The sequence below is a fragment of the Ligilactobacillus sp. ESL1201 genome, assembly GCF_058503265.1.
The window spans coordinates 1,574,694-1,599,921 of record NZ_CP196362.1; the positions used below are offsets into that span (position 1 = coordinate 1,574,694).

21 protein-coding genes and 1 tRNA gene are annotated in these 25,228 nt (G+C 43.0%); 7 read left to right on the forward strand and 15 right to left on the reverse strand.

Features of this window, described 5'->3' with window-relative positions; all coding sequences use genetic code 11:
* Window positions 1–66: 66 nt before the first annotated feature.
* Both spxB and rbsK read right to left on the reverse strand, forming a co-directional pair.
* On the reverse strand, window positions 67–1,917 hold the full coding sequence (gene spxB / locus ACSYSK_RS07770) for a pyruvate oxidase (RefSeq protein ID WP_491714579.1): 1,851 nt from the start codon (window positions 1,915–1,917) through the stop codon (window positions 67–69).
* 513 nt (window positions 1,918–2,430) lie between these two features.
* Window positions 2,431–3,342, reverse strand: coding sequence for a ribokinase (gene rbsK, locus ACSYSK_RS07775; protein ID WP_491714580.1), 912 nt, complete (start codon window positions 3,340–3,342; stop codon window positions 2,431–2,433).
* 167 nt (window positions 3,343–3,509) lie between these two features.
* Between rbsK and ACSYSK_RS07780 the strand changes: the two genes are divergently transcribed.
* The gene (locus tag ACSYSK_RS07780) at window positions 3,510–4,910 is read left to right on the forward strand and encodes an FAD-binding oxidoreductase (RefSeq protein ID WP_491714581.1); all 1,401 of its coding nucleotides are present in this window, start codon (window positions 3,510–3,512) and stop codon (window positions 4,908–4,910) included.
* A gap of 284 nt (window positions 4,911–5,194) precedes the next feature.
* Here ACSYSK_RS07780 and ACSYSK_RS07785 read toward each other — a convergent pair whose 3' ends face one another.
* The 3 genes from ACSYSK_RS07785 to ACSYSK_RS07795 form a co-directional block, all read right to left on the reverse strand.
* Complete coding sequence (locus tag ACSYSK_RS07785) at window positions 5,195–5,869, reverse strand: 2,3-bisphosphoglycerate-dependent phosphoglycerate mutase (protein WP_491714582.1); 675 nt, start codon at window positions 5,867–5,869, stop codon at window positions 5,195–5,197.
* Window positions 5,870–5,971: 102 nt separating this feature from the next.
* Window positions 5,972–7,075, reverse strand: coding sequence for a CHAP domain-containing protein (locus tag ACSYSK_RS07790; protein WP_491714583.1), 1,104 nt, complete (start codon window positions 7,073–7,075; stop codon window positions 5,972–5,974).
* A gap of 126 nt (window positions 7,076–7,201) precedes the next feature.
* Window positions 7,202–8,146 (reverse strand): AEC family transporter, encoded by a 945-nt coding sequence (locus ACSYSK_RS07795; protein WP_491714584.1) that lies wholly within the window; start codon window positions 8,144–8,146, stop codon window positions 7,202–7,204.
* A 187-nt stretch (window positions 8,147–8,333) separates the two neighbouring features.
* Between ACSYSK_RS07795 and ACSYSK_RS07800 the strand changes: the two genes are divergently transcribed.
* On the forward strand, window positions 8,334–9,530 hold the full coding sequence (locus ACSYSK_RS07800; RefSeq protein ID WP_491714585.1) for an LCP family protein: 1,197 nt from the start codon (window positions 8,334–8,336) through the stop codon (window positions 9,528–9,530).
* A 95-nt stretch (window positions 9,531–9,625) separates the two neighbouring features.
* Here the strand turns inward: ACSYSK_RS07800 and ACSYSK_RS07805 are convergent, their stop codons facing one another.
* The gene (locus ACSYSK_RS07805) at window positions 9,626–10,618 is read right to left on the reverse strand and encodes a beta-ketoacyl-ACP synthase III (protein ID WP_491714586.1); all 993 of its coding nucleotides are present in this window, start codon (window positions 10,616–10,618) and stop codon (window positions 9,626–9,628) included.
* 474 nt (window positions 10,619–11,092) lie between these two features.
* Window positions 11,093–11,177 (reverse strand) — tRNA-Leu (locus tag ACSYSK_RS07810).
* Window positions 11,178–11,296: 119 nt separating this feature from the next.
* On the opposite strand from ACSYSK_RS07810, the gene recQ reads away from it, so the two are divergent.
* Window positions 11,297–13,051, forward strand: coding sequence for a DNA helicase RecQ (gene recQ, locus ACSYSK_RS07815; RefSeq protein WP_491714587.1), 1,755 nt, complete (start codon window positions 11,297–11,299; stop codon window positions 13,049–13,051).
* A 48-nt stretch (window positions 13,052–13,099) separates the two neighbouring features.
* Here recQ and nadE read toward each other — a convergent pair whose 3' ends face one another.
* The 5 genes from nadE to ACSYSK_RS07840 all read right to left on the reverse strand — a co-directional run bounded on the left by nadE (window position 13,100) and on the right by ACSYSK_RS07840 (window position 17,705).
* The gene (gene nadE / locus ACSYSK_RS07820; protein ID WP_491714588.1) at window positions 13,100–13,921 is read right to left on the reverse strand and encodes an NAD(+) synthase; all 822 of its coding nucleotides are present in this window, start codon (window positions 13,919–13,921) and stop codon (window positions 13,100–13,102) included.
* A gap of 295 nt (window positions 13,922–14,216) precedes the next feature.
* Entirely contained in the window at window positions 14,217–14,753 is a 537-nt protein-coding gene (locus ACSYSK_RS07825; protein WP_491714589.1) for a hypothetical protein, read from the reverse strand.
* Window positions 14,737–16,122: a hypothetical protein gene (locus tag ACSYSK_RS07830; RefSeq protein ID WP_491714590.1), complete on the reverse strand. Its 1,386-nt coding sequence runs from the start codon at window positions 16,120–16,122 to the stop codon at window positions 14,737–14,739. Before ACSYSK_RS07830 ends, ACSYSK_RS07825 begins: the two co-directional genes overlap by 17 nt.
* A gap of 127 nt (window positions 16,123–16,249) precedes the next feature.
* Entirely contained in the window at window positions 16,250–17,173 is a 924-nt protein-coding gene (locus tag ACSYSK_RS07835; protein WP_491714591.1) for a tyrosine-type recombinase/integrase, read from the reverse strand.
* A 139-nt stretch (window positions 17,174–17,312) separates the two neighbouring features.
* Window positions 17,313–17,705, reverse strand: a complete 393-nt coding sequence (locus tag ACSYSK_RS07840; RefSeq protein WP_491714592.1) for a MerR family transcriptional regulator — start codon at window positions 17,703–17,705, stop codon at window positions 17,313–17,315.
* Between the two features lie 122 nt (window positions 17,706–17,827).
* On the opposite strand from ACSYSK_RS07840, the gene ACSYSK_RS07845 reads away from it, so the two are divergent.
* The 4 genes from ACSYSK_RS07845 (at window position 17,828) to ACSYSK_RS07860 (ending at window position 22,418) form a co-directional block, all read left to right on the forward strand.
* Window positions 17,828–18,664, forward strand: a complete 837-nt coding sequence (locus ACSYSK_RS07845; RefSeq protein WP_491714593.1) for an SDR family oxidoreductase — start codon at window positions 17,828–17,830, stop codon at window positions 18,662–18,664.
* A gap of 16 nt (window positions 18,665–18,680) precedes the next feature.
* Window positions 18,681–19,718 (forward strand): zinc-binding dehydrogenase, encoded by a 1,038-nt coding sequence (locus ACSYSK_RS07850; RefSeq protein WP_491714594.1) that lies wholly within the window; start codon window positions 18,681–18,683, stop codon window positions 19,716–19,718.
* A 289-nt stretch (window positions 19,719–20,007) separates the two neighbouring features.
* A complete protein-coding gene (locus ACSYSK_RS07855; protein ID WP_491714595.1) occupies window positions 20,008–21,375 on the forward strand; it encodes a hypothetical protein in 1,368 nt (455 codons plus the stop codon).
* Between the two features lie 299 nt (window positions 21,376–21,674).
* Entirely contained in the window at window positions 21,675–22,418 is a 744-nt protein-coding gene (locus ACSYSK_RS07860) for a WecB/TagA/CpsF family glycosyltransferase (protein WP_491714596.1), read from the forward strand.
* 201 nt (window positions 22,419–22,619) lie between these two features.
* On the opposite strand, the gene ACSYSK_RS07865 is transcribed toward ACSYSK_RS07860, so the two are convergent.
* From ACSYSK_RS07865 to ACSYSK_RS07875, 3 genes are all read right to left on the reverse strand, one after another.
* Window positions 22,620–23,156 carry a hypothetical protein gene (locus ACSYSK_RS07865; protein WP_491714597.1) on the reverse strand — a complete coding sequence of 179 codons (537 nt, stop codon included), beginning with the start codon at window positions 23,154–23,156 and terminating at the stop codon, window positions 22,620–22,622.
* Window positions 23,140–24,525 (reverse strand): hypothetical protein, encoded by a 1,386-nt coding sequence (locus tag ACSYSK_RS07870; RefSeq protein WP_491714598.1) that lies wholly within the window; start codon window positions 24,523–24,525, stop codon window positions 23,140–23,142. The genes ACSYSK_RS07865 and ACSYSK_RS07870 overlap by 17 nt, the downstream gene beginning before the upstream one ends.
* A 109-nt stretch (window positions 24,526–24,634) precedes the next feature.
* The gene (locus tag ACSYSK_RS07875) at window positions 24,635–25,222 is read right to left on the reverse strand and encodes a histidine phosphatase family protein (RefSeq protein ID WP_491714599.1); all 588 of its coding nucleotides are present in this window, start codon (window positions 25,220–25,222) and stop codon (window positions 24,635–24,637) included.
* Window positions 25,223–25,228: the final 6 nt, after the last annotated feature.

The following is a 25,228-nucleotide window of genomic DNA, read 5'->3' on the forward strand; positions in this document are numbered from 1 at the left end:
GCAAACCGCTAACCTCTTCTTAGATCGCCTTATTTTACGTGTTAGGCAATTTATCACGCGGCCTAATTAGCCTTCTGAAGCACCACTAGTTGCGTCTGCTTCTTCTTCTGGTTCTTCTTCCTCTTCTTCTTGGGAAGCACCGCTCGTTGCATCAGCAGACCAGTCTTCACCGTCTTCAGCCTGTGCTTCACGTAAGAAGTGACTGAATGGTTTCAAACCTTGTGCTTGATACTTCTCAACAAAAGCATCGACTTCTTCTTGAGGTTGTGTTTCTGGATCCAAGAACATATGCTGTGTAGTAAATGGCATTTCATGAGTTAACTTAACATCGATCAAGACCGGTGCACTCGTTTGTTGTGCCTTCTTCATTGCATCCTTGAATTCAGCTACGGTTGTTGCTGTGTAACCTTCAGCACCCAAACCTTTAGCAGCTGTTGCCCAGTCTGTTGCTGGAATATCAACACCAGATAATGGTTGGTGGCTATCGTCACGTTGTTCTGCTTCAATATAGCCTAAAGTTTCATTACTAAAGACGATATTAACTACGTGTAATTGGTACTTAACTTGAGTCAAGATTTCTTCCATCATCATCGCAAAGCCACCATCACCACTGAGACTGTAAACGTCACGGTGTGGGAAAGCTACCTTAGCGGCGATCGAAGCTGGCAAACCGTAGCCCATTGTTGCGTACTGACCAGAAGTAGTCCACTTTTGATCACCATGAATTTCAACTAAACGTTCAAAGTTGATATTGACGTTGCCGACATCAACGGCAAAGACAGCTTGGTCGGAAGCAGTCTTATTAATAACATCAAAGATTGGTTCTGGACGTACAGGAACTTCGTCGCTATCCTTAAAGCTATCCTGCCATTTGGTCCAATTTTCTTTATCAGCTAAAGCGGCACGGTAAAATGCGCTTGGCTTCAATTCTTCACCCTTAGCAGCAATTGCAGCTAAAGCTTGTTTAGCATCTGCTAACATTGGTAGAGTAACTGTGTGACGTTTGCCGATCTTTTCGTTATCAACGTCAACTTGAATTACTTTAGCCTTAGGATTGAAAAGGAATAAACTAAATGGTACGTCGGCGCCGACCCACAAGATCAAGTCAGTTGCCCAGCCAATTTCAGCACCTGGCTTAGGAGCAACACGGCCAGTAGAACCAAGATATGCCGGATATTTTTCTTCCAAAACGCCCTTAGCTAAAACTGAGGAAACCAATGGCATCTTGAATTTTTCGGAAACAGCTTTTAATTCAGGAGCAGCCTTCTTAGCACCAATACCAAAGTAAATCATCGGTGCCTTAGCGTCTTGAATCAATTTAACTGCTTCATCAACCTTATCTGGTGCTGGTTGTGGGTAAAGAGGTTCTTGATGATTCTTAGCGTTAGAAACATAAGTATCAGCGATTTGAGCCCAGCCAAAGTCCTTAGGAATCGTCACTACTGCAACGCCACTGTACTTGTAAGCGTGACGAATAGCATCATCAATCAGACCAGGCAAACTTTGAGCCGTCATTGCTGTTTTATTGTAGCAAGCAACGTCATTAAACATCGGTTCTTCGTCCATTGCTTGGAAAAAGTCAATGTTCATGTTAGTAGAAGGAACTTGCGCTACGATTGCTAACATTGGTGCATGATCATGACGTGCATCATATAAGCCGTTCATCAAATGCACTGCACCAGGACCTGCAGAACCAAAGCAAACGGTCAATTTGCCTGTCAACTTGGATTCAGCAGATGCTGCTAAAGCACCAGCTTCTTCGTGCCGTACCTGAATGAACTTAATTTTGTTGCTTTGGTTATACAAAGCATTCATTGTGGAATCAAATGAACCACCCGGATAACCATAAATATGATCAATACCCCACTCTTCGATTACCTTTAAAACGGCATCTGAGCCGCTAATTTGCTTAGTCATGATAAAAATCTCTCTTTCGTTTTGATTGTTTACTTTACAGGAAATTACACCAGCGTTACTTTAAAATCACTACATCTGCCACAACAACAGCTCAGAAACGGTCTAACGTTAAATCAACTGTGTCTAGCCCAAACGATGTTAATCTCTAATGTGTTTTTAAAGCAAAATTACCAGGGCATGCGGTCTGGTAATAGCCAAAACTCACCGACTAATAATATTAACCTTTCAGTAAATAAAACCGGCTTCATTACTATTAGTTATAGTTTATTTTTTACTTTTCAGCAATACTAAAATCATTGCTTTTGAGTACTTTTTTCCTAGAAAACAATGACGAAAATAGCAGAAAAATGATATTTATTTGTGAAAATGATTTTTATTTTAATTTTTAACCCATTATTTTCAGCTTAATAACTTAATAAATATTTGATGGTATCGTGCTTAAATGACAGAATTCACATTTTAATCCTGATTCTACTCATTGTTAATATTTTCACGATAAAAGTTGCGCACAATTTATAATTTTACGATTTCTTTTTGATACGGGATCGCCGGTTGTGCCCCGTAACGCTGGACCGTCAGCGCCGAAGCCTTGTTGCCGTATGCGATGGCCTCCGCCAGATTACTTAAATCGGGCCGCAAAACGCTGCTGAGTGCACCAATAAATGTATCACCTGCAGCCGTGGTATCAACCGCCTTAACTTTTAGCGCCGGGATCAATGCTTCTTGCTGGTCATAGCTATAAAAAGCCCCCTGAGAGCCTAAAGTAATGATCACCGCTTTGACACCTAAGGAATGCAATTTAGCAGCTGCAGCCGTAGCACTTTTGCTGTCAGTGACTTCAATACCGGTGATCGTCTGTGCTTCCGTTTCATTAGGAGTGATCAAATCAGTAAGGGCTAACAACTGTGACGGAAGCGCAGCTTGTCCTGGTGCGGGATTTAAAATCGTTGTGACCTGCTGAGCACGTGCAATCTCAAAGGCTTGTTGGGTAACATCCAGTGGTGTTTCGAACTGAGCGATCACAAAGTCGCTTTGCTGGAGTAATTCTTTTTTAGCCACAACGTCGCTGGGCTGCAAACGCGCGTTAGCCCCCGCATATAAAGTGATACTATTTTCGCCCGTGTCATCTATCGTGATAAACGCTTGTCCCGTCGATTCGTGCTCAATAATGCGCACACCACTAGTATCGATTTTTTCGGCGTTTAGCCGGGCAAACAACTCCTTGCCAAACGCATCGTCACCTAACGCACCGATAAAATTAGTGTGCGCCCCTGCTCTGGCGGCTGCAACTGCTTGGTTGGCACCCTTGCCCCCGGGTGCGGTGTAATGTTTTTTAGCATGAATGGTCTCGCCCGGACGGACCATGTGTTCGACTTGTAAATTAGTATCCATATTCAAACTACCAACGACAGTAACTGTTTGCATGTGATTACCTCCAGTAAAATTTTAATAGACATTAATTGCGCAACTACACCTACTGTTAATTTTAATAGTAAGCTAAATTTTAATAAAATAATTAACTTTTGTAAATGTTTGCATTATAATTAATCTGTTATCGTCACTTAATTATCCAAGAGAAGGAGTTTTTATTTATGCAATATGCTGAAATCACAGCTACCGATATCGCCAATTTACGGCAAATGGTCGCTGCCAACCGTTTCTTTTACCCAGCAGGTAAACACTTTGACCACGACCAGTTTAAAGATATCACCGGGCGCCCGGACGTTGCTATCCAACCCGTAACTAGCGACGAGGTCAGTGCCATCATGAAATACGCTAACAAACACCTGATCCCCGTCACCGTCCGCGGTAATTCCACCGGACTAATGGGGGCTAATATCGCCGTTGATCACGGGATCGCCTTAGACATGATGAAGATGAATAAAATCTTAGAATATGATCCTGACAGCTTAACAATGACGGTCCAAGCCGGAGTGCGCATCAAAGACATTGACGATTATCTGGCAGATAAGCCATTTACTTACGTTCCCGCTCCAGCAATGAAGTGGGCAGCGATCGCCGGTAATGTCAGCACCAATGCCGGTGGGTTAAAGGCCGTGCGTTACGGCACTACCCGTGAACATATTCGTTCTTTGCAAGTTGTTTTAGCCGACGGCACGATCTTACGTTGTGGTCATAAGACAGTTAAAAACTGCTCAGGCTACGACGTTAAGGGCCTGATAATCGGTAGTGAAGGAACGTTAGGCGTGATCACCGAAGTTACCCTCCGCCTCATTCCACGTCCAGCCGTAGAAAAAACAGCCTTAGTCGCCTTCAAGGATATTCAAGCTGCCATCAAAACAGTGCCGAAAGTCTTCGCCGCTGGCCTAACTCCAACTAGTTTGGAATATTTCAGCCAAGAAGACGTTGATCAGTGGGAAAAATACGCCCATAAGACATTTCCGATCAAAGAAGGAACCGGCTATTTAATGATCAGTTTTAACGGCGAACACGACGATGAAGTCGACCGGCAGTTAGAAGAATCCTTCAAAGTCATGAACGCTAATGATGCTCGTAAGATCAGTACGTTAACTACCGATAACCCCGACACTCAACTCGTTTGGGAAGCCCGCGAAGCATTTTTGACGGCTATCCAAGCTTCAACTCCTAAGATGGATGAAGTCGATGTTGCTGTGCCGATCAACCAAATACCAAAGGTGTTAGCCGAAGTCTCCCGCGTAGCAGAAGAACAGCGCGTACGCTTGCCTAATTTCGGTCATGCAGGTGACGGTAACTTGCACATCTACATCTGCAGCGATAACTACTCCGACGAAAAATTTGCGGAGAAAAAAGACCTCGTGATCAAGGCACTGTACCGAGTAGCAAAGGAATGTGACGGCGAAATGTCCGGCGAACACGGAATCGGTTATGCTCGTAAGGATTACTTCGAAGAATTTTACGGCAAAGATTACGTTCACATTTTACAACGAATCAAAATGGCGTTCGATCCAAACTTGATTTTAAACCCTGAAAAAATCTTCCCGATGAACTAATTTATTTCCATAAAGTTAGAAGTTGGGCCAAAAAACGCGATCAGTCTATTACTTACAGACACACAAAAAGAGGAGTTGGGACAAAAAGCGCTTTCGAGCACTAGCCTAGTTTCAAAGTAAAACCCAATCTTGGGTTTTATTTTGGAACGTAGCTAGGCGCAAACTGCTGCTTTTTGGAGCACGATCAGTCTATTACTTACGGAAAATAAAAAAGGATTGGGACAAAACCGCATTTTGTCCCAATCCCTTTTTGTATCCTCGTAACCAATACCGACTACCATTTTTTACTTAAGGATTTTTTTCGCACACACATTCATTTGTTCGTCAAAAGTATAAATAAGCGGTTGGGCATTTTCCACCTCTACCCCATCGATCTGCTGGTCACTGATCCCCTCGATCAGTTTGATCAGCGAACGTAAAGTGCTGCCGTGGGAAACTACCAGCTGATTTTCCCCCGCCCGTAATCGTGGGACGATCTGAGACGTAAAATACGGGACGATCCTGTTTGTCGCCATTTTCAGACTTTCCGCTAACGGAATGATCATCTTCGGATAAGCCGCATAACGCCGATCTCCCTGTCTAGTAGCTAATTTAGGCGGAACTGCATCGTAGGAACGCCGCCAAAGTGCCACCTGCTTGGCCCCGTAAATTTCCCGGGTGCGTTGCTTGTTCAAACCGCGCAATGCGCCATAGTGCCGCTCATTTAACCGCCATGTTTTAATAACAGGGACGTAGGATTGGTGACATTCATCTAACACGATATTAGCCGTCTTGATCGCCCTTACCAACACAGATGTGTGTAACGTATTAAATTGGATCTGCTCGCGTGCTAGTAACTGTCCCGCCGCGTGGGCTTGCTGTTCGCCGTATTCCGTTAGCGGAGCGTCACTCCACCCCGTATAAACATTTTGCTGATTTGCCGTACTCTGTCCGTGCCTTAATAAAACTAACTGCGACATGTGACCAACCTCTTTTTAACTTTTTCACAATTTACCTCCATTTTAAAGGCAAAATAAAAAAGACGCAATTGCGCGCCTCTTACAAGTTTCAATTATTCATTTTTACGGGTGAATATAAGTCAATCCCGCACCACTTAAAGTCTGATAGTTAGGACCGGCTGGACTAGAAAAGCCCATGCCTCCCTGCGAGATCGTGATTTGGCTTCCGTTGACAGCCTCAACAACTGCCACGTGACCGGCACCGGAATCTGCCGTCCAGTTACCGACCCGTTGGCCAGCACCGAAGACGACGATCGCACCAACTGCCGGAGTACTATCAACACGGAAACCGGCGGCAGCAGCAGAAGAACCCCACTGAGCACCATTACCCCAGTTATTACCAGCCCAACCAGTCCGATTCTTAGCATACCAAGTACACTGACCGTACGGATAAGTATTCGCACCGCCACCACCACGATGAACACCGCCAGCAGCATGACCAGCAGAATTAACAGCGGCATTCATTTGTTGTTGATTCTGAGCAGTTTGCTCTTGGTTAGCCGCCTGCTGTGCTTGCGACGCGCTATTTTGGGCGTCGGCTAGCGATTTAGCGTCATTAGTTGCCTTAGCGGCCTGGTCGACTTTAGCCTTTTGCTCCTGTGCTTCCTTTAAGGCTTGAGCATCTTCGGCGGCTTTTTTCACTTTTAATTCCGCCTGCTTTTGACTCAAACTAGCGACGTCTTTTTGTAACTGCAAGTCGGTCTTTTGTGCTTGTTTAACGGAATCATTAATGCTTTGCAGATCAGCACGGACCTGTTGTTGATCGCTACGCTGCTGACGCAATGCCATATTATTAGCATGCACCACGGTAGCTACCGTAGCTGTCCGTGTCAGGGCATCGGAAAAATTATCCGAATCAGAAATAAAAGCAAGCACGGAGCCAGTATTATTCAACTGTGCGGAACGAGCTTGCCGTTTAAGCTGAGTACTACGATCAGCAATATCTGCTTTTAATTTAGCAACTTCTCGTGACTTGCTGTACTGCTCTTGTTGTTGCTTAGCCAGTGCCTTTTGTCCCGCACTGACCTTGGCTTTAATCGCTGCAATCTGGTCGTTGATCGCATCCAAATCTGCATTAGTATCAGCATTAACAACTGGTGCGGTCGTTAATACCAACATCAACGTTGCCAACAGCCCCAGCGCCTTATTTACTTGCTTTCTTTTCATGTGCTTACTCCCATAATATGTATATTTACTGAAATAGCGAACGTTAAACCTACCGTTAATATGATAGCATTTTTCATATATGAGAACCATTACAGCAAATTTACAAAAATATTTCACTTTCTCATTCTACAAATGCATCGTCAGTACCATCAATAACGGCACAACTACTAAAGAAAGTAACGTCGTTTCCGTGACCATCACCGAAGCATAGCTGGCATCGGCGTGATACAAGCGCGAAACGACCGGTGCGTTAGTCATCACCGGCATCGCGGACTGCAAAATAAAGACCTGCTTCATCAACAATGGCGCATTGGTAAACATTACCAGTAAGGTCATTAACAGTGGCGCACAGACAAAACGACCCATAATGATCAGTAGGTTATCTTTCTTAAAGGAAAGTTGCTTTAGTCCGGCCTTATACACAGAGATCCCGATAAAAAGCATAGACAACGGGATCGTAAGACCGCCTAAATAGCCTAAGTCTTTGTCTAAAAATTGCGGTAACCGCACCCGCAATAATACTAAAACGACCCCGAGCATAAAGCCCAGCAGCGGCGGAGAAATTAATTTTTTAAGGGTGACTTTCCAATTCATCACCGCTTCTTTGTTGCCATCTTTTTGGATAAAATACGTCCCTAACGTCCAAAAAATAGTCGTGTTAGCCATATAATAGATCAATACGTAAGGGATACTGCGGTCACCAAACAGCGCCTGATTGATCGGTAAGCCGACAAACACGGTATTGGAGTTAAAAAACATCGCAGTAAATAGGCCGCGGTGAAACAGCCCAACGTTAAAAATGCGCACCAAAAATAACGATAATACTAACAATAGCATCATCGATAATACCGGAAAAGTCAGGTCCGGGATCATTGTCAACAACTCATGAGCACTGAATTGGTGAGTGATCGTCCCTACCATGTAACATGGCAAACCGACTTGCGTGACTAACTTTGCCAGTAACTGATCTTGATTGCCATCAAACCAGCCTAACGACGCCAGAAAATACCCGACTGCGATCAACACTAAAATGATAATGACACCCGAAATACTATGTAAAAATACTTGCATTCTTCTCTTCTCCTATTTATTGAATCTAGTATAACACCAGAGTTGCTGAGCAAAACACAAATTTCCATCAATTTTAGTCCATTTTGGGGTAAAAATTTTTCATTTTCATTAAAGAATAGCAATTCACTTTCACAAAAGATTTATCCTCGTGTATAATTTAAAGTAGATTAATTTAAAGGAGTGCCTGATGAAAGACAATGGACCCAACCAAGAGGATCAGTATTTAGATTTACCAACTAGGAGTTCTTTGTATAATCAAAATCATCCTCACACCCACCGATTGCGCAAGCGAATCTGCGCGATCCTACTGACAGTTTTTCTGGTAATGATCTATGGTGGTTTCGTTTACGCCCACCACTTATTAAATAGTGCTAAAAGCACCATTACTAACACTTACACCAAAGCTAACGTGCAAAAAATGCGCAACGTTTCGCAAGTGATCAAAGACGGCAAACCATTTTCTGTTTTATTACTAGGAACAGATACCGGTGATCTCGGCCGTACGGATAAGGGACGCACCGACACGATCATCCTCGCAACGATTAGCCCCAGTAATAAAAAGGTGACGCTAACCAGTATTCCGCGGGATACAGCCGTTTCAGTCCCCGATTCGGAAAATAGCTACGATAAGATCAACTCCGCCTACACCATCGGCGGGGTCGCAACGACCATTAAGACCGTACAAAAAACGTTGCACGTCCCGGTTGATTTTTACATTTTAGTCAACATGGGCGGCCTGCGTAAAATGGTCGACTCCCTGGGTGGGATCACGATCACGCCTTTACTGACGTTTAAGTACAGCGATGCCGATGTCGTTAAAAATCAAACCGTTAAACTCAACGGCAAGCAAGCCTTGGCCTATGCGCGAATGCGCTACGATGACCCTGAGGGCGATTACGGTCGCCAAAAGCGGCAACGCCAAGTTATTCAGGCACTGATCAAAAAAGCGCTGAACGTTTCTTCGCTGACTCGCTACCAGCAATTACTCAATTCGATTCAATCCAATATGGAAACCGACCTGACTTATAACGACATGATGACCGTTGAATCCAATTACAAAGCGGCGGCACAAAACATTTCTTCGTACGTGTTGCAAGGACAAGATGCAGTCCTAAACGGGCTTTCTTACCAAGTAGCGACCGCCAAAGAAAAACGGAAAGTGTCAGACCAAATTCGGGAACAGTTAGGACTAAGCCCGTCAGAAGCTGATTTTAGCAAAAATACTTTTGGCACCGGAACTGACGACGAGGATAGTGACAGCGACGACAACTACTCCGATACTACAAACGGTGATTCGGATAGCAGCGAGCAAGGATACGACCAGGACTATGCCACTGACGATACCTATGACACTGACACTACATCGGATAGTAATGGATACTAAACTTATCATAAAGTAATAGCGTGTTGAGATAAAATTAAACTTTGTCTCAACACGCTATTTGTATATTTAAGTTCCATTTTTCGTTATCATAATTCCTAGCTATTTGTGGGCAAATGGCTCAGGTCTAACAACAAACTGCCATAAGCCAAGCCAGCGCCAAAGCCTGTTAACAACACCGTCCCCAATTGCTTTTTTTCAGTCAATTGTGTGTCCAGTACCGCCGGGATCCCTACCGACGATGTATTACCGGCATACTCGACGTTGGTGCCGAAACGACTGAGTGGCAAATTCAGTTTATGTGCCAACCGTTCAATCAAGCGCAAGTTGGCCTGATGTACGATTACCAGATCCAAGTCCGCCGCCACTTGCCCATTTTCTGCCAAAAAATCTTGCATGTGCTGGCTAACCGTTTGACTAACAAAATCAAAAACAGCATGACCATCCTGGTAAAAAGCATCGACTTGCGGGTAATTATCCCCGCTCAAACGAGATAACGGGGCGATCCTGCCACTGTGGATCACCTGTGCATCGCCGTTCGTACACAATTTTTCGGCGATAAAAATTTCCTGTTTAACATCATCAGTCGCCGTTAAAATCACCCCAGCGGCTCCGTCGGCAAAAAATACAGCGGACGTGCGGTCCTTAAAATCCTGCATCTTCGTGTTGTTTTCCGCACTCAAAACCATGACTTGCCGACACGTTCCCGTCCTGATGAACTTCTCGGCAATACTGAGCGCAAAAATAAAACCGGCACAAGCCGCCGAAATATCATAGGCAAATGCGTTAGTGGCACCCAATTTTTGCTGCACGATCGCCGCGGTGGCCGGAGTTAACGCGTCGGGAGTGATCGTTGAAACGATGATCATGTCAAGCTCACTTGCGGCTAGGTCAGCGTTGGTCAACAACTGGCGTCCCACTTTAGCGGCCATATCCGAAGTGTTTTCGTTAAAGGCAAAACGCCGTTCCTTGATCCCGGTATGAGCTTGGATCCATTCGTCGGAAGTATCCATTAACGCGCTCAAATCAGCATTAGAAACAACATTAGGCGGTAAATACTGCGCACTGGCAGTTAAAGTGACATAGTTCACTCAAATTCCTCATTTCATTTAGACAAGCTGTGAGTCAAGTCGGGAGCAACCGAGGATTAGCCTAATATCACCATCAAGCCTGAACTTGGCTTTGTGGTGATATGTAGCTAAACGTAGGGTGCTGACTTGTGGAACGTAATTAAGATCAAGCTGTGAGTCAAGCTGCTTAGCAGTCGTGGACTAAGTGGCACCGAATGGCAAATCCTGCACTTGGATTTGTTATGAGGTGTTCTTAGGACCTAGACTGCTGGCTTGACGAGCGCAATTAAACAAGCTGCGGAAGCTAGCGGGTAGCTGCTGAGGATTAACCTAGCTAGAAAGTAAAGCTTGCACTTAAGCTTTGCTTTTTAGCGTAGTTAAACGTAGGCGGCTGCTAGCTGAAGCGCATTAGACAAGCTGTGAGTCAAGCTGCTTAGCAGTCTTCAACTACAAAAAAAGCGAGACAGCTATCATGTCTCGCTCCCGTTTTTACGATGCGGGTAAATGGATTCGAACCATCACGAGCGCAATGCTCACCAGATCCTTAGTCTGACGCGTCTGCCAATTCCGCCATACCCGCAATAACGAAACTCATTATAGCAAATTAGCTATCCCGACGCAAATCTTTTTGTGGTGCGAGTATCTGAATTGCACCAGCTAAATTTGCGCGTAAAATAGTAACGGAAAGGAGCCGATCAAGTGACCCCCCAAGACATTTTAGTTAAATATTACGGCTACAAAGAATTTCGTCCCGGGCAACTAGAGATCATCGATCAGGTCTTACACGGCCAAAATACCCTGGCGATCATGCCAACCGGCGGTGGTAAATCACTTTGTTACCAAATTCCCGCACTCCTATTATCCGGAGTAGCGTTAGTAGTCTCACCCTTAATTTCTTTGATGAAAGACCAAGTCGATGCTCTTACTGAAAATGGAATTCCTGCGGCTTATTTAAATAGCACTCAAACTTGGCAGGAAAGTACGACAGTCATTGACCAGGCCCGCACGCACCAACTAAAATTATTGTACGTTGCTCCGGAACGATTAGAGCAACCTAATTTTCAACAACTCCTTACTAAGTTGCAGATCTCGTTAATCGCAGTTGACGAAGCCCACTGTATTTCCCAGTGGGGCCATGATTTTCGGACCAGCTACCTCAACCTAAGCACCTTTGTCACTCGCTTACAGGCCCCAGTCATTGCCTTAACCGCGACCGCTACTACTCAAGTCGCACAAGACATTAAAACTCGCCTGCAGATCCCCGCGCAAAATGAAATCAAGACCGGCTTTGCTCGCCCCAACCTGTCATTTCAGGTAGTCAGAGGTGCTAATAAAAATCGCTATATTCTAGATTACGTGTCTGCTAACCGCAACGTTGCGGGCATCGTTTATGCTGCTACCCGTAAAAAAGTCGAACAGCTCGGAATACTATTGACTAAAATGGGGATCAAAGCGGGAATTTATCACGCGGGACTAAGCGAACGCCAACGCAAACAGGCACAAGAGGATTTCTTATACGACCGGACCAGCGTGATCGTGGCCACTAACGCCTTTGGCATGGGCATCGACAAAAGTAACGTCCGCTACATCATTCACGCGCAAACTCCTGGCAGCCTAGAAGCATATTATCAAGAAGCCGGACGAGCGGGACGAGACGGCGAACAATCCGAGGCCATTTTACTTTATGGTGCCCAAGACATGCAATTGCAACGCTTATTCGCGCAAAATTCTAACGCCCAACAAGACCACAAAACCACTCTCTACCATAATATTCAAGTCATGATCGATTACGCTAACACCCAAGAATGCCTACAACAGTTTATCGTGCGTTACTTTGGTCAGGAATGCCCTGCTTGTGGCAAATGTTCTAACTGTACCGACCAGCGGCAAAGTGAAGACATTACGCTAGCGGCGCAAAAGATCCTCTCCTGTGTCGTACGGGCCAAACAACGCTACGGTAAAAAAATCATCGCACAAATTTTAGCGGGTTCCAAGGCCAAAAGAATCACGAAATTAGGCTTGCAACAACTATCGACTTACGGACTCATGAGCAACCAAAAAACCGCACAGATCGAAGAACTGATCGACTATCTCAGCGCCAGCGACTATTTAAATATTCCGGATCCTAAATACCCGACCTTGCGCCTAACAGCCAAAGGAGCGCAAGTCTTAAAGGGCGAGCTAACAGTTACGCGTAAAGTCGACGTGATCACCAAAAAGCATAGCGAAAATTCAGCTCTGTTCGAACAATTACGGGCGTTGCGTTACCAACTAGCAGAAGCCAAAAATGTCCCACCCTACGTTATTTTCAGTGACCAAACACTACATGATATGTGCCAAGTCATGCCCGAAACTAAAGCAGAAATGCTAGGGATCAAGGGTGTCGGGGAACAAAAGTTAGCTAAATACGGCGAGCAATTTTTAACTATTTTAAAGCAAAAAAAGAGAAATTAAGACAAAATAGTAATTGCCCTAACTTCTTTTTTAGTATTTTTACGCTAATTACAGTCGATCATAGACCGTGAGCGGCAAGTGGCGTTTGTGTCGCGTTTTAAGGTACCATTCTTCGATTTTTTGTGCAGCCGCTTCGACAATTTGTTTACCTTCTAAGTAGTCGTCAATGTTATCGTAAGTAACGCCCAAAGCGACCTCGTCGGGTAACGCCGGCCGGTCTTCTTCTAAATCCGCAGTCGGCGCTTTTTCATATAAATGAGCGGGCGCCCCCAAAAAACGTAATAGTTGCTTGCCTTGGCGTTTATTTAAACGCCACAAAGGAGTTATATCGGCAGCGCCATCACCAAATTTAGTGTAAAAACCCGTTACGGCTTCGGCAGCGTGGTCAGTACCCACGACGACGCCCGCCCGCGCACCGGCAATTGCATATTGAGCCACCATCCGTGCACGCGCTTTGATATTGCCCTTATTAAAATCAGTGACTTCCAACCCATTAGCCTGCACGGCTGCTACCATTGCATCGGCCGTCTCTTTAATATCGACACGCATGGTTTGGTCGGCATGCATAAATTCGATGGCGTCTAGCGCATCTTGTTCGTCGGCTTGAGTGCCATACGGAAGACGGACGGCAATAAACTGATAAGTATCAATCCCAGTTTCTTGCCGTAATTCACTAATCGCAGTTTGACATAACGTTCCCGCTAAAGTAGAATCCTGCCCTCCAGAAATTCCCAATACTAAAGTTTGTAAAAATGAATTTTGCCGCAGGTAATCCTTAAGAAAATCAACGGAACGGCGAATTTCCGTTTGTGGATCAATCTCGGGTTTGACCTTCAACGCCGCAATGATTTCTTGCTGTAATTTACGCATAGTTAACTCTCCTCGTTTAATTGCTGTCATTATTTTACACTTTTTCACCCGTGAATTCAGCAATTAGCACCGATTAAAAGCAAAAGAAGTGGGGATAAAAAGCGGTAGTAATCGAGCACTAAGTGACACTAACAAGAAAAAATATAATTAGATTTGTTTGTTGCTGCCCTTAGGACCTAGACTGCTGACTTAGCGAACGCGATTGAATACCATGACTTACAGGAATCTAAAAAGGCCTGGGACAAAATATAATTTTGTCTCCCAGCCTTTTTTGTGTAACTATTTTGAACTAATTTTACCAGTTAGTGTAATGAGGCTCTTGGTAAGCTAGACGGTAAATTTGTCTGATTTCTCCACCATGTTCTTTATCACGAGCACTAATAGGAGTATTTTCGGAATTTACAAAATTTACGTCAATCAAATCATAGTGATGAATACTTACAATCGTTTCGTAATCTGTGTCACCATATCCCTGCCCAGCTTCAACAGTTGTATAGAAGGAACCTGTTGAATCAGTATGAACTACAGTATTATTGGTAGGGCTAGTTACACCAAAACCTTGAACTTTAATAGTAAAAGACTGATTTGCTGCCAGTTGCCCATTACTATATGCTTTTCCAGAAAATATATTCTCATACCTTTTATCGCTAATAATACGCCAATTAGGACCATACTGATACCCAGTGACATAAGCATCACCAAGTTGTTCAACATCAATTCTATCAATACTAGAATTACTTGTATTATCTGCTTTAATTGTGTAATTAAAAGCGAAAAACACACATACAGCTGCTAACATTGACAATAAAATTACCTTAATCTTTTTCTTCATTCTGCTTACTTCCCCCTACTTTATTCACTTGTTCCACCATAGTCTTCAAATTGGTCCAGTAGCTTTCCATCTGCTTAAAATTACCCGCCTTGGTCTGCTCGTACAGGTCAAGAAACGATTTGTCGTGACTGTCATTAGTGTAGTATTTCTCTTGCTCCTTATTGAGCTCATCAAACAACTGCAACACACTTGTGTCAGTTTTTTGTAACCTACTGAAAATATCCTTGACCACATCGCGGTAAGACTTAGTTTGCTGGGCCGTGTGCGGCAAAGTATCTAACTTGTTAATGTTATCCATGTGATCCAAGAACTTAGACTCTGTCGGATCATACGGGTGAAAATTAGCCCCAGACTTGTTGATCTGATACAGTAACTGACCTGCGCCTTCTTCGTAGTTGCGATAATAGTACACCCGTTGCCCCAACATTTGTTGGTACTGGTCAAACACGTCGTCGAATGCTTGTTGCTTGTCTTTGGGAACTAGGTTATCGCGTAAGTACTGCAATGCCACCACGCTTGAATCGTATTCGGTTTGAAGCGCGTCGTGTGACTGGTGGTTAAACTCGATCGTCACCGAATTATTCCGGGCTTCATCTACGCTATCAGCTATCTTTTGGATCGAATCCTGTAACTGCTGCGCTAAATCCTGATCCATACCCTTAAAAAAGCCATTTTGCTTTAACCCTTCATTGAAAATCGTGCCTACCGATGTATACTTTTGAGCCGTATCAATTCCTAATTGATCACTATTTTGAGAAAAAATATTATCACGAGCTAATATTTTATCAGCCATAGAGGCTGCAAAAATATAGACTTCTGACTTCATATCAGTATCATCACCGGAAACAGCAGCATCATAAATATTTTTTAAAGCCGCTAATTCTTGAGTGGTATCATATTTAATTCCATAATTTTTAACTAGGTAGTCCCGCATAGCTGCAGTATTCATGTCTTCATCATTAAGTTGACCAGAATTCAGCATATTTAGTAATGGGTCTTCCGTATTCTTATCAAACTGGAAAATCATGTCCATTTCCGGAAAAGACACCATCGTCCCTCCCCAGCCCAAAGGACCTTTAGCCTCGTTGGATTGCGCCATTTCTGGCGTTAAAGACTCCGGGTCTTTTTTAAATTTAAAGTGAAACTTATTAGCAATGTTTAAGATTTGTCTTTCCATATCCTGCACTACTGTTGGATCTTTAAAATTCGCAAAAATTTTGTCAAAGTCCGGCGTATTCGTCGTTTCTACCTGTTGGGCTGGCTTAGCCGCAGCAACTTGCTTTACTTCTTGGGGCTTTTGCGCAGCACTAGTTTTAGCATTCGGCGTTACCGGTGGTACACTACTGTAATTTGAAATTCCGTTGAGCATGTTAATCACCTCCCCTCTATATATACTATCGGCTGATGTAAGTGAATTTTTAAATTAATTATGTACTAAAAAAGAAGTTGGGATACAATTTTCATCCCCACTTCCCTATAGTCAGTCATTACTACTTTTACCCTAATTTTCCCAAATAAGCTAAAATTTTATCGTTATCTTGATCTTCTAATTCTTTGATTACGTGTAAGTAAGTCTTCTGTGTCGTTGTCATGTTAGCGTGACCTAATCTGCGTGCTACAGAGGCAATCGACACGCCCGCATAAAGTAATACACTAGCGTGGGTATGGCGTAATCCATGAATACTGATCACCGGAACCTGTGCTGTTAAACATCGTTTTTCCAAAATATTATTAACCGTCTTGTTAAATACCCGCTGGTTTTCTTGAACGAAAACAGGCCGATCAGGGATCATACCTACAATTAATTTAGCAAACATCCTATTGCACTGGCGATCAAGAGTTACTTTACGTTTAGAAGCTTCATTTTTAGTTAACGCAAATTTTCCTTGCTTGGACTTATAGTCCCAAGTTTTAGAAATCGTGACGGTTCGTTTTTTAAAATCGAAATCCGTGGGTGTTACGCCTAAAGCCTCAGCAAAACGCATTCCCGTCTTGGCAATCAAAAAAATAAAGTGATCCCACGAAAGTTCGCCTCCTAAATCCAACTGAGTTAGAAGACAAATCAGTTCGGCTTCACTTAAAAATTTCTTCTTATGCCGCCTTTGGACCACTCCTTTTAAAACCGCTTTTCTCGTCGGATCACGCTCCACTAACCCCTCATCTAAAGCATCCATCAGCGCAGAACGTAAGTGACGGTGAAAATCTAGCGTCGTTCTTTTTTCGTGAGACTTAGCAAATTCGTTTAAAATTTGTTGGTACGTCTGACGGTCTAAATCCGTCAGTCTTATTTTCGGCGCGTATTTCCGAATTTGGTTGAGGGTAATCTGATACTTAGCAAAAGTTACCGGGCGAATTGCACCGTGCTTATACAATTCCATCCACTCCGCAAAATATTCATGAAAAAGTTGTTTCTTATCCATAATCAATTCTCCCTTACAAAATAATTAATTATAAATAACAAGTATATCAATTATTTTTAGTAAGGAATTGTTGATATTTAATAAAAGTAACTAGTACCTGCCGCTCACAACGACTTTGAGAACATTCACTAAATTATTTTTATTCCTGACTATCAAATGGACGCAAATTTTCCTCTGTTTTCTTCATGTGTGTTTGGTAATTAGTCAGCTTATAAGCCAACTTATCCCGCGCTTGAACCAGCGCAGCAATTTTTTCTTCGACCCGTTCTTTTTGTTCTTTTAATAAATTGATGCGTGCAGGGATCGTCTCTTCGCCTTGCTTAAACAGATTCAGGTATTCGATCAAGGCTTCGATTGAAAAACCTGCATTTCTCATCTGCCGACTAAACTTGATCCATTTCAAATCTTCCTCATCAAAATTACGGACACCATTTTCCTTACGTTTAATTTCCGGAATTAACCCAATGCGTTCATAATAACGAATCGTGTCAGCGGAAACGCCACTTTGCTCGCTCGCTTTTTTAATATTCATATTATTTTTCTCCTTTTACAATTAGCTTATACCTTAGAGTAGACTTCAAGGCAAATTTAAATTTGGTATTGACTTAGAGCGCACTTCAAGGCTTACAGTTGCCACATAAAGGAGATGAGTTAATGACTAAAGATGTCATGTTAGTCACTGGCGCCGGTCAAATTTCACTCGCGATCACCCGGCGCATGGGCGTGGGTAAAAAGATCATTTTAGGTGATAAAAATATCAAAAATGCGCAAAAAATTGCGACCATTTTACAACACGCCGGCTATGATACCGACTACTATGAAACAGATATTGCAGTTCGTCAATCGATCCAAGAATTAATCACACACGCTTGTGCGGCTGGCCCTATCAAGTACTTCATCAATGGTGCGGGAGTCTCACCTTCACAAGCTTCGATCCAAAAGATCCTGCAAGTCGACCTCTATGGTACGGCCGTTTTACTGGAAGAAGTCCGTAAAGTAATTGCCCCAAGAGGCAGTGGGATCGTTATTTCAAGTCAATCAGGCTTTCGGATGCCTGCTCTAACGACTCAACAGGATCGTCAACTAGCAATGACGCCTACTGAAGAGCTATTACAATTGGATTTCTTACAGCCCGAACAAATCAAAGACACGTTACACGCCTATCAGTTAGCTAAACGCTGCAATGAAAAACGGACGATGTATGAAGCAGTTGAATGGGGTAAAAAGAAGGCTCGCATCAACGCTATCGCTCCGGGAATCATTGTGACCCCGTTAGCCCTAGATGAATTCAACGGTGAACGCGGAGAATTCTACCGCAATATGTTTGCTAAAGCCCCGGCTGGCCGGCCGGGAACTGCCGACGAGGTAGCCGACGTCGCAGAACTGTTGCTAGACGACCGCGCACAGTTTATCACCGGTTCAACTTTTTTAATCGATGGTGGTGCCACTGCTTCTTATTATTACGGTCCACTACAACCCAAATCAAAGTAAAAAGGAGTAAGTATAGATGAAAGCAGCTATTTTTGTTCACCCCGGTAAAATTGAAGTCCAAGAAGTTGCCCAGCCGCAAATTCACAAAGACACAGACGCAATCATTCACATCATCCGGGCCTGTGTGTGCGGTTCCGACTTATGGTGGTACCGCGGCATCAACGACCGACCACTAAATTCGCCAACGGGACACGAAGCGATCGGCATCGTGGAAGAAACCGGCAGCGCAGTTACCAAAGTTAAAGCTGGTGATTTTGTCATCGTACCTTTTACCCACGGCTGTGGTCACTGTCCCGCCTGCCAGGCTGGTTATGACGGCAATTGCAGCAATTCCGTCTCTAACATCGAATGTGGCTATCAGGCCGAATACCTGCGCTATCAAAACGCCAATTGGGGGCTAATCAAAATTCCCGGCCACCCCACGGACTATTCAAACGACCGGTTAAACGACTTATTGACTTTAGCAGATGTCATGGCGACCGGCTACCATTCAGCATATTGTGCAGAAGTTAGTGCCGGAGATACTGTCGCAGTTTTAGGTGACGGTGCCGTCGGTTTATGTGCCGTAATTGCCGCCAAGTTATTGGGAGCCCAAAAAATCATCTCACTAAGTCATCACGCGGACAGAGCCAAATTAGCCCGTGAGTTTGGGGCAACTGCAACCGTTTCTGAACGAGACGACCAAGCAGTCACTAAAATTATGGAACTAACTAATAATAATGGAGTTAACGCCGTCTTAGAATGCGTTGGCAATCAAAGTTCACTGCAGGAAGCACAACAAATCTGCCAGCCCGGCGGCATTATCGGCCGTGTCGGAGTCCCACAAAGTCAAGCAGACACAATCAAGTTATTCTGGCAAAATATCGGTTTGCGTGGAGGAGTCGCTCCCGTAACTACTCACGACGAAAAACACGGATTATTACAAGCTGTACTTAACGGTACAATTCATCCCGGCAAAGTTTTCACCCAAGAATTCACGCTGGCACAGATTCAGACAGCTTACGACGCGATGGACAACCGCCAAGCAATCAAATCGTTGGTTAAAATATCCTAAATATTAAAAAAATAGAGGGATTGGGACAAAAATGTGATTTTGTTCCAATCCCTCTATTTTTAGTGTTTTATTTTCTTGAAAGGATAGATTAGTTGCGCTCCGAAAAGCCAGCAGTCTGCGGCTAGCTACGTCGCTGTTAAATTGCCAAGATCGCAATTTGACACCGTCTAGGCTAGTTCTCAACTGCTAACCGGGCTTTTGTCCCAGCCTCATTTGTTTTTTAGTACATAATTAATTTAAAAATTCGCTTACATCAGCCGATAGTATAGATAGAAGGGAGGTGATTAACATGCTTAACGGAATTTCAAATTACAGTAGTGTGCCACCGGTAACACCTAACGCTAAAACTGCTGCTGCGCAAAAGCCCCAAGAAGTAAAGCAAGTCGCTGCGGCTAAGCCAGACCAACAGGTAGAAACAACGAACACGCCGGACTTTGATAAAATTTTTGCGAATTTTCATAATCCGGATTTAGTTAAGGATTTGCAACATCAAATGTTGACTATTGCTAATAGCTATGGGTTTAAATTTAAGAAAAATGTGGAATCGCTAACTCCTGAGATGGCAAGGATGAATGGAGATGGGGGACCTAATAGTTTTTGTGCCTTAGTTTCGTTTGATGAAATGGACATGGTTTTTGATTTTGATCAAAATACACAAGATCCGTTATTGAACATGCTAAACGCTGGAAAAATTTCTGATGATTATGTGGAATCTGAAGATTTAAGAGACTATCTAATTGATAAGTACAATATTAAATACGATACAAATCAAGAATTAGCGTCTTTAAAAAAGGTTTATGATAGTGCGGTTTTCGGTGATAATACTGATAAGAAATTAGAAGTTTATGATTTTGCGGCGTCTACGGCTGACGATATATTATCGCATGATAATATATTTTCTGAAGATAGTAATCAATTAGGAATTGAGACTGCGCAAAAATTTACATCGGTAGGCACGATTTTCAATGAAGGATTAAAGCAAAATGGCTTTTTTAAGGACATGGATCAGGATTTAGCCCAGCAGTTACAGGATTCAATTCAAAAAATAGCCGATAGTGTGGACGAAGCTCGGAATAATTTGGTGACGATCGAGTTTAACCATCAGTCACACGACGCGCTTCAAACCGAATATGATTCAAGCGTGGCGGCATTGCAGTATTTACGCGATAATTTGGTCCCAAAAGACAAGCAAAAAGCATTCGACGACGTGTTTGACCAGTACCAACAAATGTTGGGGCAACGGGTGTACTATTATCGCAACTACGAAGAAGGCGCAGGTCAGTTACTGTATCAGATCAACAAGTCGGGTGCTAATTTTCACCCGTATGATCCGACAGAATCCAAGTTCTTGGATCACATGGATAATATTAACAAGCTGGATACTTTGCCGCACACAGCCCAGCAAACGAAGTCTTACCGTGACGTAGTCAAGGATATTTTCAGTAGGTTACAAAAAACTGATACAAGTGTGTTGCAGTTGTTTGATGAGCTCAATAAGGAGCAGGAGAAATACTATACCAACGATAGTCACGACAAATCGTTTCTTGATCTGTACGAACAGACCAAGGTCGGTAATTTTAAGCAGATGGAAAGTTACTGGACGAATTTGAAGACTATGGTGGAACAAGTGAATGATAAAACAGAAAAAGCTGAATAATTTACCGTTTGGCTTACCAAGAGCCTCATTACACTAACTGGTAAAATTAGTTCAAAATAGTTACACAAAAAAAGGCTGGGACAAAATTCATTTTGCCTCAGCCTTTTTAGCTTTCTGTAAGTCATGGTCTTTCAAACTAACGATCTAAATCCTAAGGACACCAAAATTCAGGTTTTACTTTGAAACTAGTCTAGTACTCAAAACCACTTTCGTCACGACTTCTTGCATAATTACTTTGCCAATAGCCAAATTTTAATATTTTGGTATAATAATAACAAGTTAATTGAGGAGAACAAGCAATGGCTACTACTTTTTCCACCATCAACATTTTAGGCGTTGATTTCATCAATGCTACAGCACAGCAATTTTACCGGCAACTGCAAAACGACAGTCAGAACCAGCGCAATCGTTTTGTCGTCACCGCTAATCCTGAAATCGTACTGCAAGCACGCAACGACCCACAATTTATGGACTTAATCCAACACGCAGACTACACCGTTGCAGACGGAATTGGCATCGTTAAGGGAGCGCAGATTTTAAAGCGCCCGCTTCCCGAACGCATCACTGGCTATGATACTTTGATTGCTTTGTTACGCTGGTGTGCGCAACAGCACAAAAAAGTTTTCTTACTAGGAGCTAAGCCAGCCGTACTGAAACAAGCGGTCGCCAACTTACAACGCGATTACCCCGCCTTAGTGCTGTGCGGCAGTCACGACGGCTATTTTACGGACGCACAAACTGTGGCACAACAAATTCAAACAGCACGACCGGATTTCGTTTTTGTCGCCCTTGGCTCACCCAAACAAGAACAATTTATTGCACAATACCGAAAATGTGCCCCCGCGATTTGGATGGGAGTCGGTGGCAGCTTCGATGTTTTAGCCGGAGTCGTTAAACGTGCCCCCCAGTTCTGGCAACAGCACCACCTCGAATGGCTGTACCGGTTACTAAAAGAACCGACACGTGCCAAACGAATGCTAGCCTTGCCCCACTACCTGTGGCTGATCTACCGGGAAAAATATCAACACAAAAAAGAGCTGTGAACCGAACCAGTTAGCGGTCGCGGACTAAGTGGCATCGACAGACAAATCCTGTACTGAGATTTGTTGGTTGGTGAGCTTAGAACTTAAACTGCTGCTTTGACGAACGCGATTAATACCATGATTTATGGAAATACAAAAAAGGCCTGAGGCAAAATGAATTTTGTCCCAGCCTCTTTTTTGTGTAACTATTTTGAAACAATTTTACCAGTTAGTATATTGACGCTCTTGGTAAGCTAAACGGTAAATTTGTCTGATTTCTCCACCATGTTCTTTATCACGAGCAGTAACTTTTCCACCTTGATCATTAGCAAAATTAATATTAATTAAATCATAGTGATGAATGCTTACAATTGTTTCATAATCCGTATCGCCATAGCCCTGCCCAGCTTCAAGCGTAGTGGAAAAATTTCCTTCTGAATCAGTATAAACCACAGTATCATTAGTCGGACTTGTTACGCCAAAGCCCTGTACTTTAACAACAAATTTTTGATTTGCCGCTGGTTGAACCCCGTTATATGCCCTCCCAGAAAATCTATTCTCATATCTTTTATTACTAATAATGCGCCAATTTGGTCCATACTGATATCCAGTAACGTAAGCATCACCCAGTTGTTCAACATCAATTCTATCAATACCAGCATTACTTGTATTATCTGCTTTAATTGTGTAATTAAAAGCGAAAAATACACATACAACTGCTAACATTGACAATAAAATTACCTTAATCTTTTTCTTCATTTTGCTTACTTCCTCCTACTTCATTCACTTGTTCCACCATAGTCTTCAAATTCGTCCAGTAGCTTTCCATCTGCTTAAAATTACCGACCTTAGTCTGTTCGTACAGATCAAGAAACGATTTGTCGTGACTGTTGTTGGTATAGTACTTCTCTTGTTCCTTATTGAGCTCATCAAACAACTGCAATACACTCGTATCAGTTTTCTGCAACCTGCTGAAAATATCCTTGACTACGTCGCGGTAAGACTTCGTTTGCTCAGTCGTGTGCGGCAAGGTATCCAACTTGTTAATATTATCCATGTGATCCAAAAATTTAGATTCTGTCGGATCGTACGGGTGAAAATTAGCCCCAGCCTTGTTCATCTGGTACAATACTTGCCCTGCACCTTCCTCGTAGTTACGGTAATAGTACACCCGTTGCCCCAGCATTTGTTGGTACTGGTCAAACACGTCGTCGAATGCTTTTTGCTTGTCCTTGGGGACTAGATTATCGCGTAAGTACTGGAGTGCCGCCACACTCGAATCGTATTCGGTTTGAAGCGCATCATGTGACTGGTGGTTAAACTCAATATTAACAAAGTTGTTGCGCGCTTCATCTACGCCATCAGCTATCTTTTGGATTGAATCCTGTAACTGCTGGGCTAAATCCTGATCCATATCCTTAAAAAAGCCATTTTGTTTTAACCCTTCATTGAAAATCTGTCCCACTTTAGTTTTAAGAAAACTAGTGCTAATTCCTAAATCGCCATTATATTCAGAAAAAATATTATCACGAGATAATATTTTATCCGCTAATTCAGGAACAAAATCATAGACTGTTGATTTTTTATCAAGATCATCACCAGCAACTGCACCATCATAAATATTCTTCAGAGCATTCAATTCTTGGTTAACATTATACTTAATGTTATATTTATCAACTAAATAATCCCGTAAAGTACCCATATCATAAAGATCCGGGTCATCAATAAGCCCTTCATTTAGAAAGCTCAGCAATGGATCCTGCGTATTTTGATCAAAGGCAAAGACCTGATCCATTTCGTCAAAAGAAAGCAGCGCGTCAAAACCATTAGGGCTTTTACTTTCATTCATCTTAACCATCTCTGGAGTCAATGCGGTTGGATCTTTTTTAAAGTGAAAACCGCACTTACTAGCAATAGTCAACATTTGATGTTGCAAATCCTTAACTAAATCCGGATCTTTAAAGTTCGCAAAGATCTTCCCAAAGTCCGGCGTGTTCGTTGTTTCTACCTGTTGGTCTGGCTTAGCCGCAGCGACTTGCTTTACTTCTTGGGGCTTTTGCGCAGCAGCAGTTTTAGCGTTAGGTGTTACCGGTGGCACACTACTGTAATTTGAAATTCCGTTAAGCATGTTAATCACCTCCCCTCTATCTGTACTATCGGCCAATGTAAGCGAATTTTTAAATTAATTATTACACTAAAAAAGAAGTTGGGATACAATTTTCATCCCCACTTCTTGCTTATTGTTCCTTGACGTTGATCATTTTCACGAATTCAAATTGCTCATCAGCAAACGTAAATTTTAAAATACAACAATTATGAAATCCACCAACTCGTTTTTGGATTTGCTCGTAATCTAACCACTTACGTAAAAACATAAAGCAAGCCCCACCGTGACTTACGGCCAAGACTCTTTGATGGTCCGGCTTATTCATAATTGCAGTCAACGTTTGATTCATTCTTGCTTGCACTTGCAGATCAGACTCACCCCCGAACTGGACGAAGAAATCACCGTAAGTGTGACGTTTAGTATCATTTCGGGGATTCAACTGCTCGCTTTGGCCTTCAAAGACCCCGAAGTTCCATTCCTTTAAGCCCTTCAACCTAGTGTAAGGTTGCGCCGTAATATTTTCCAACGTGTCACAAGCACGTTCTTGCGTCGAGGAATACGCGTGGTCAAAAACAATACCCTGAGCTTCAAAATACTTGCCAACTTCTTGCGCATCAGCGATTCCCTGTGTAGTTAGTGGTGAATCGCATGCTCCTTGAATTCGGTGTAATTGATTAAACAGCGTCTGTCCGTGACGCATTAAGTATAATTCTTGCATATTATC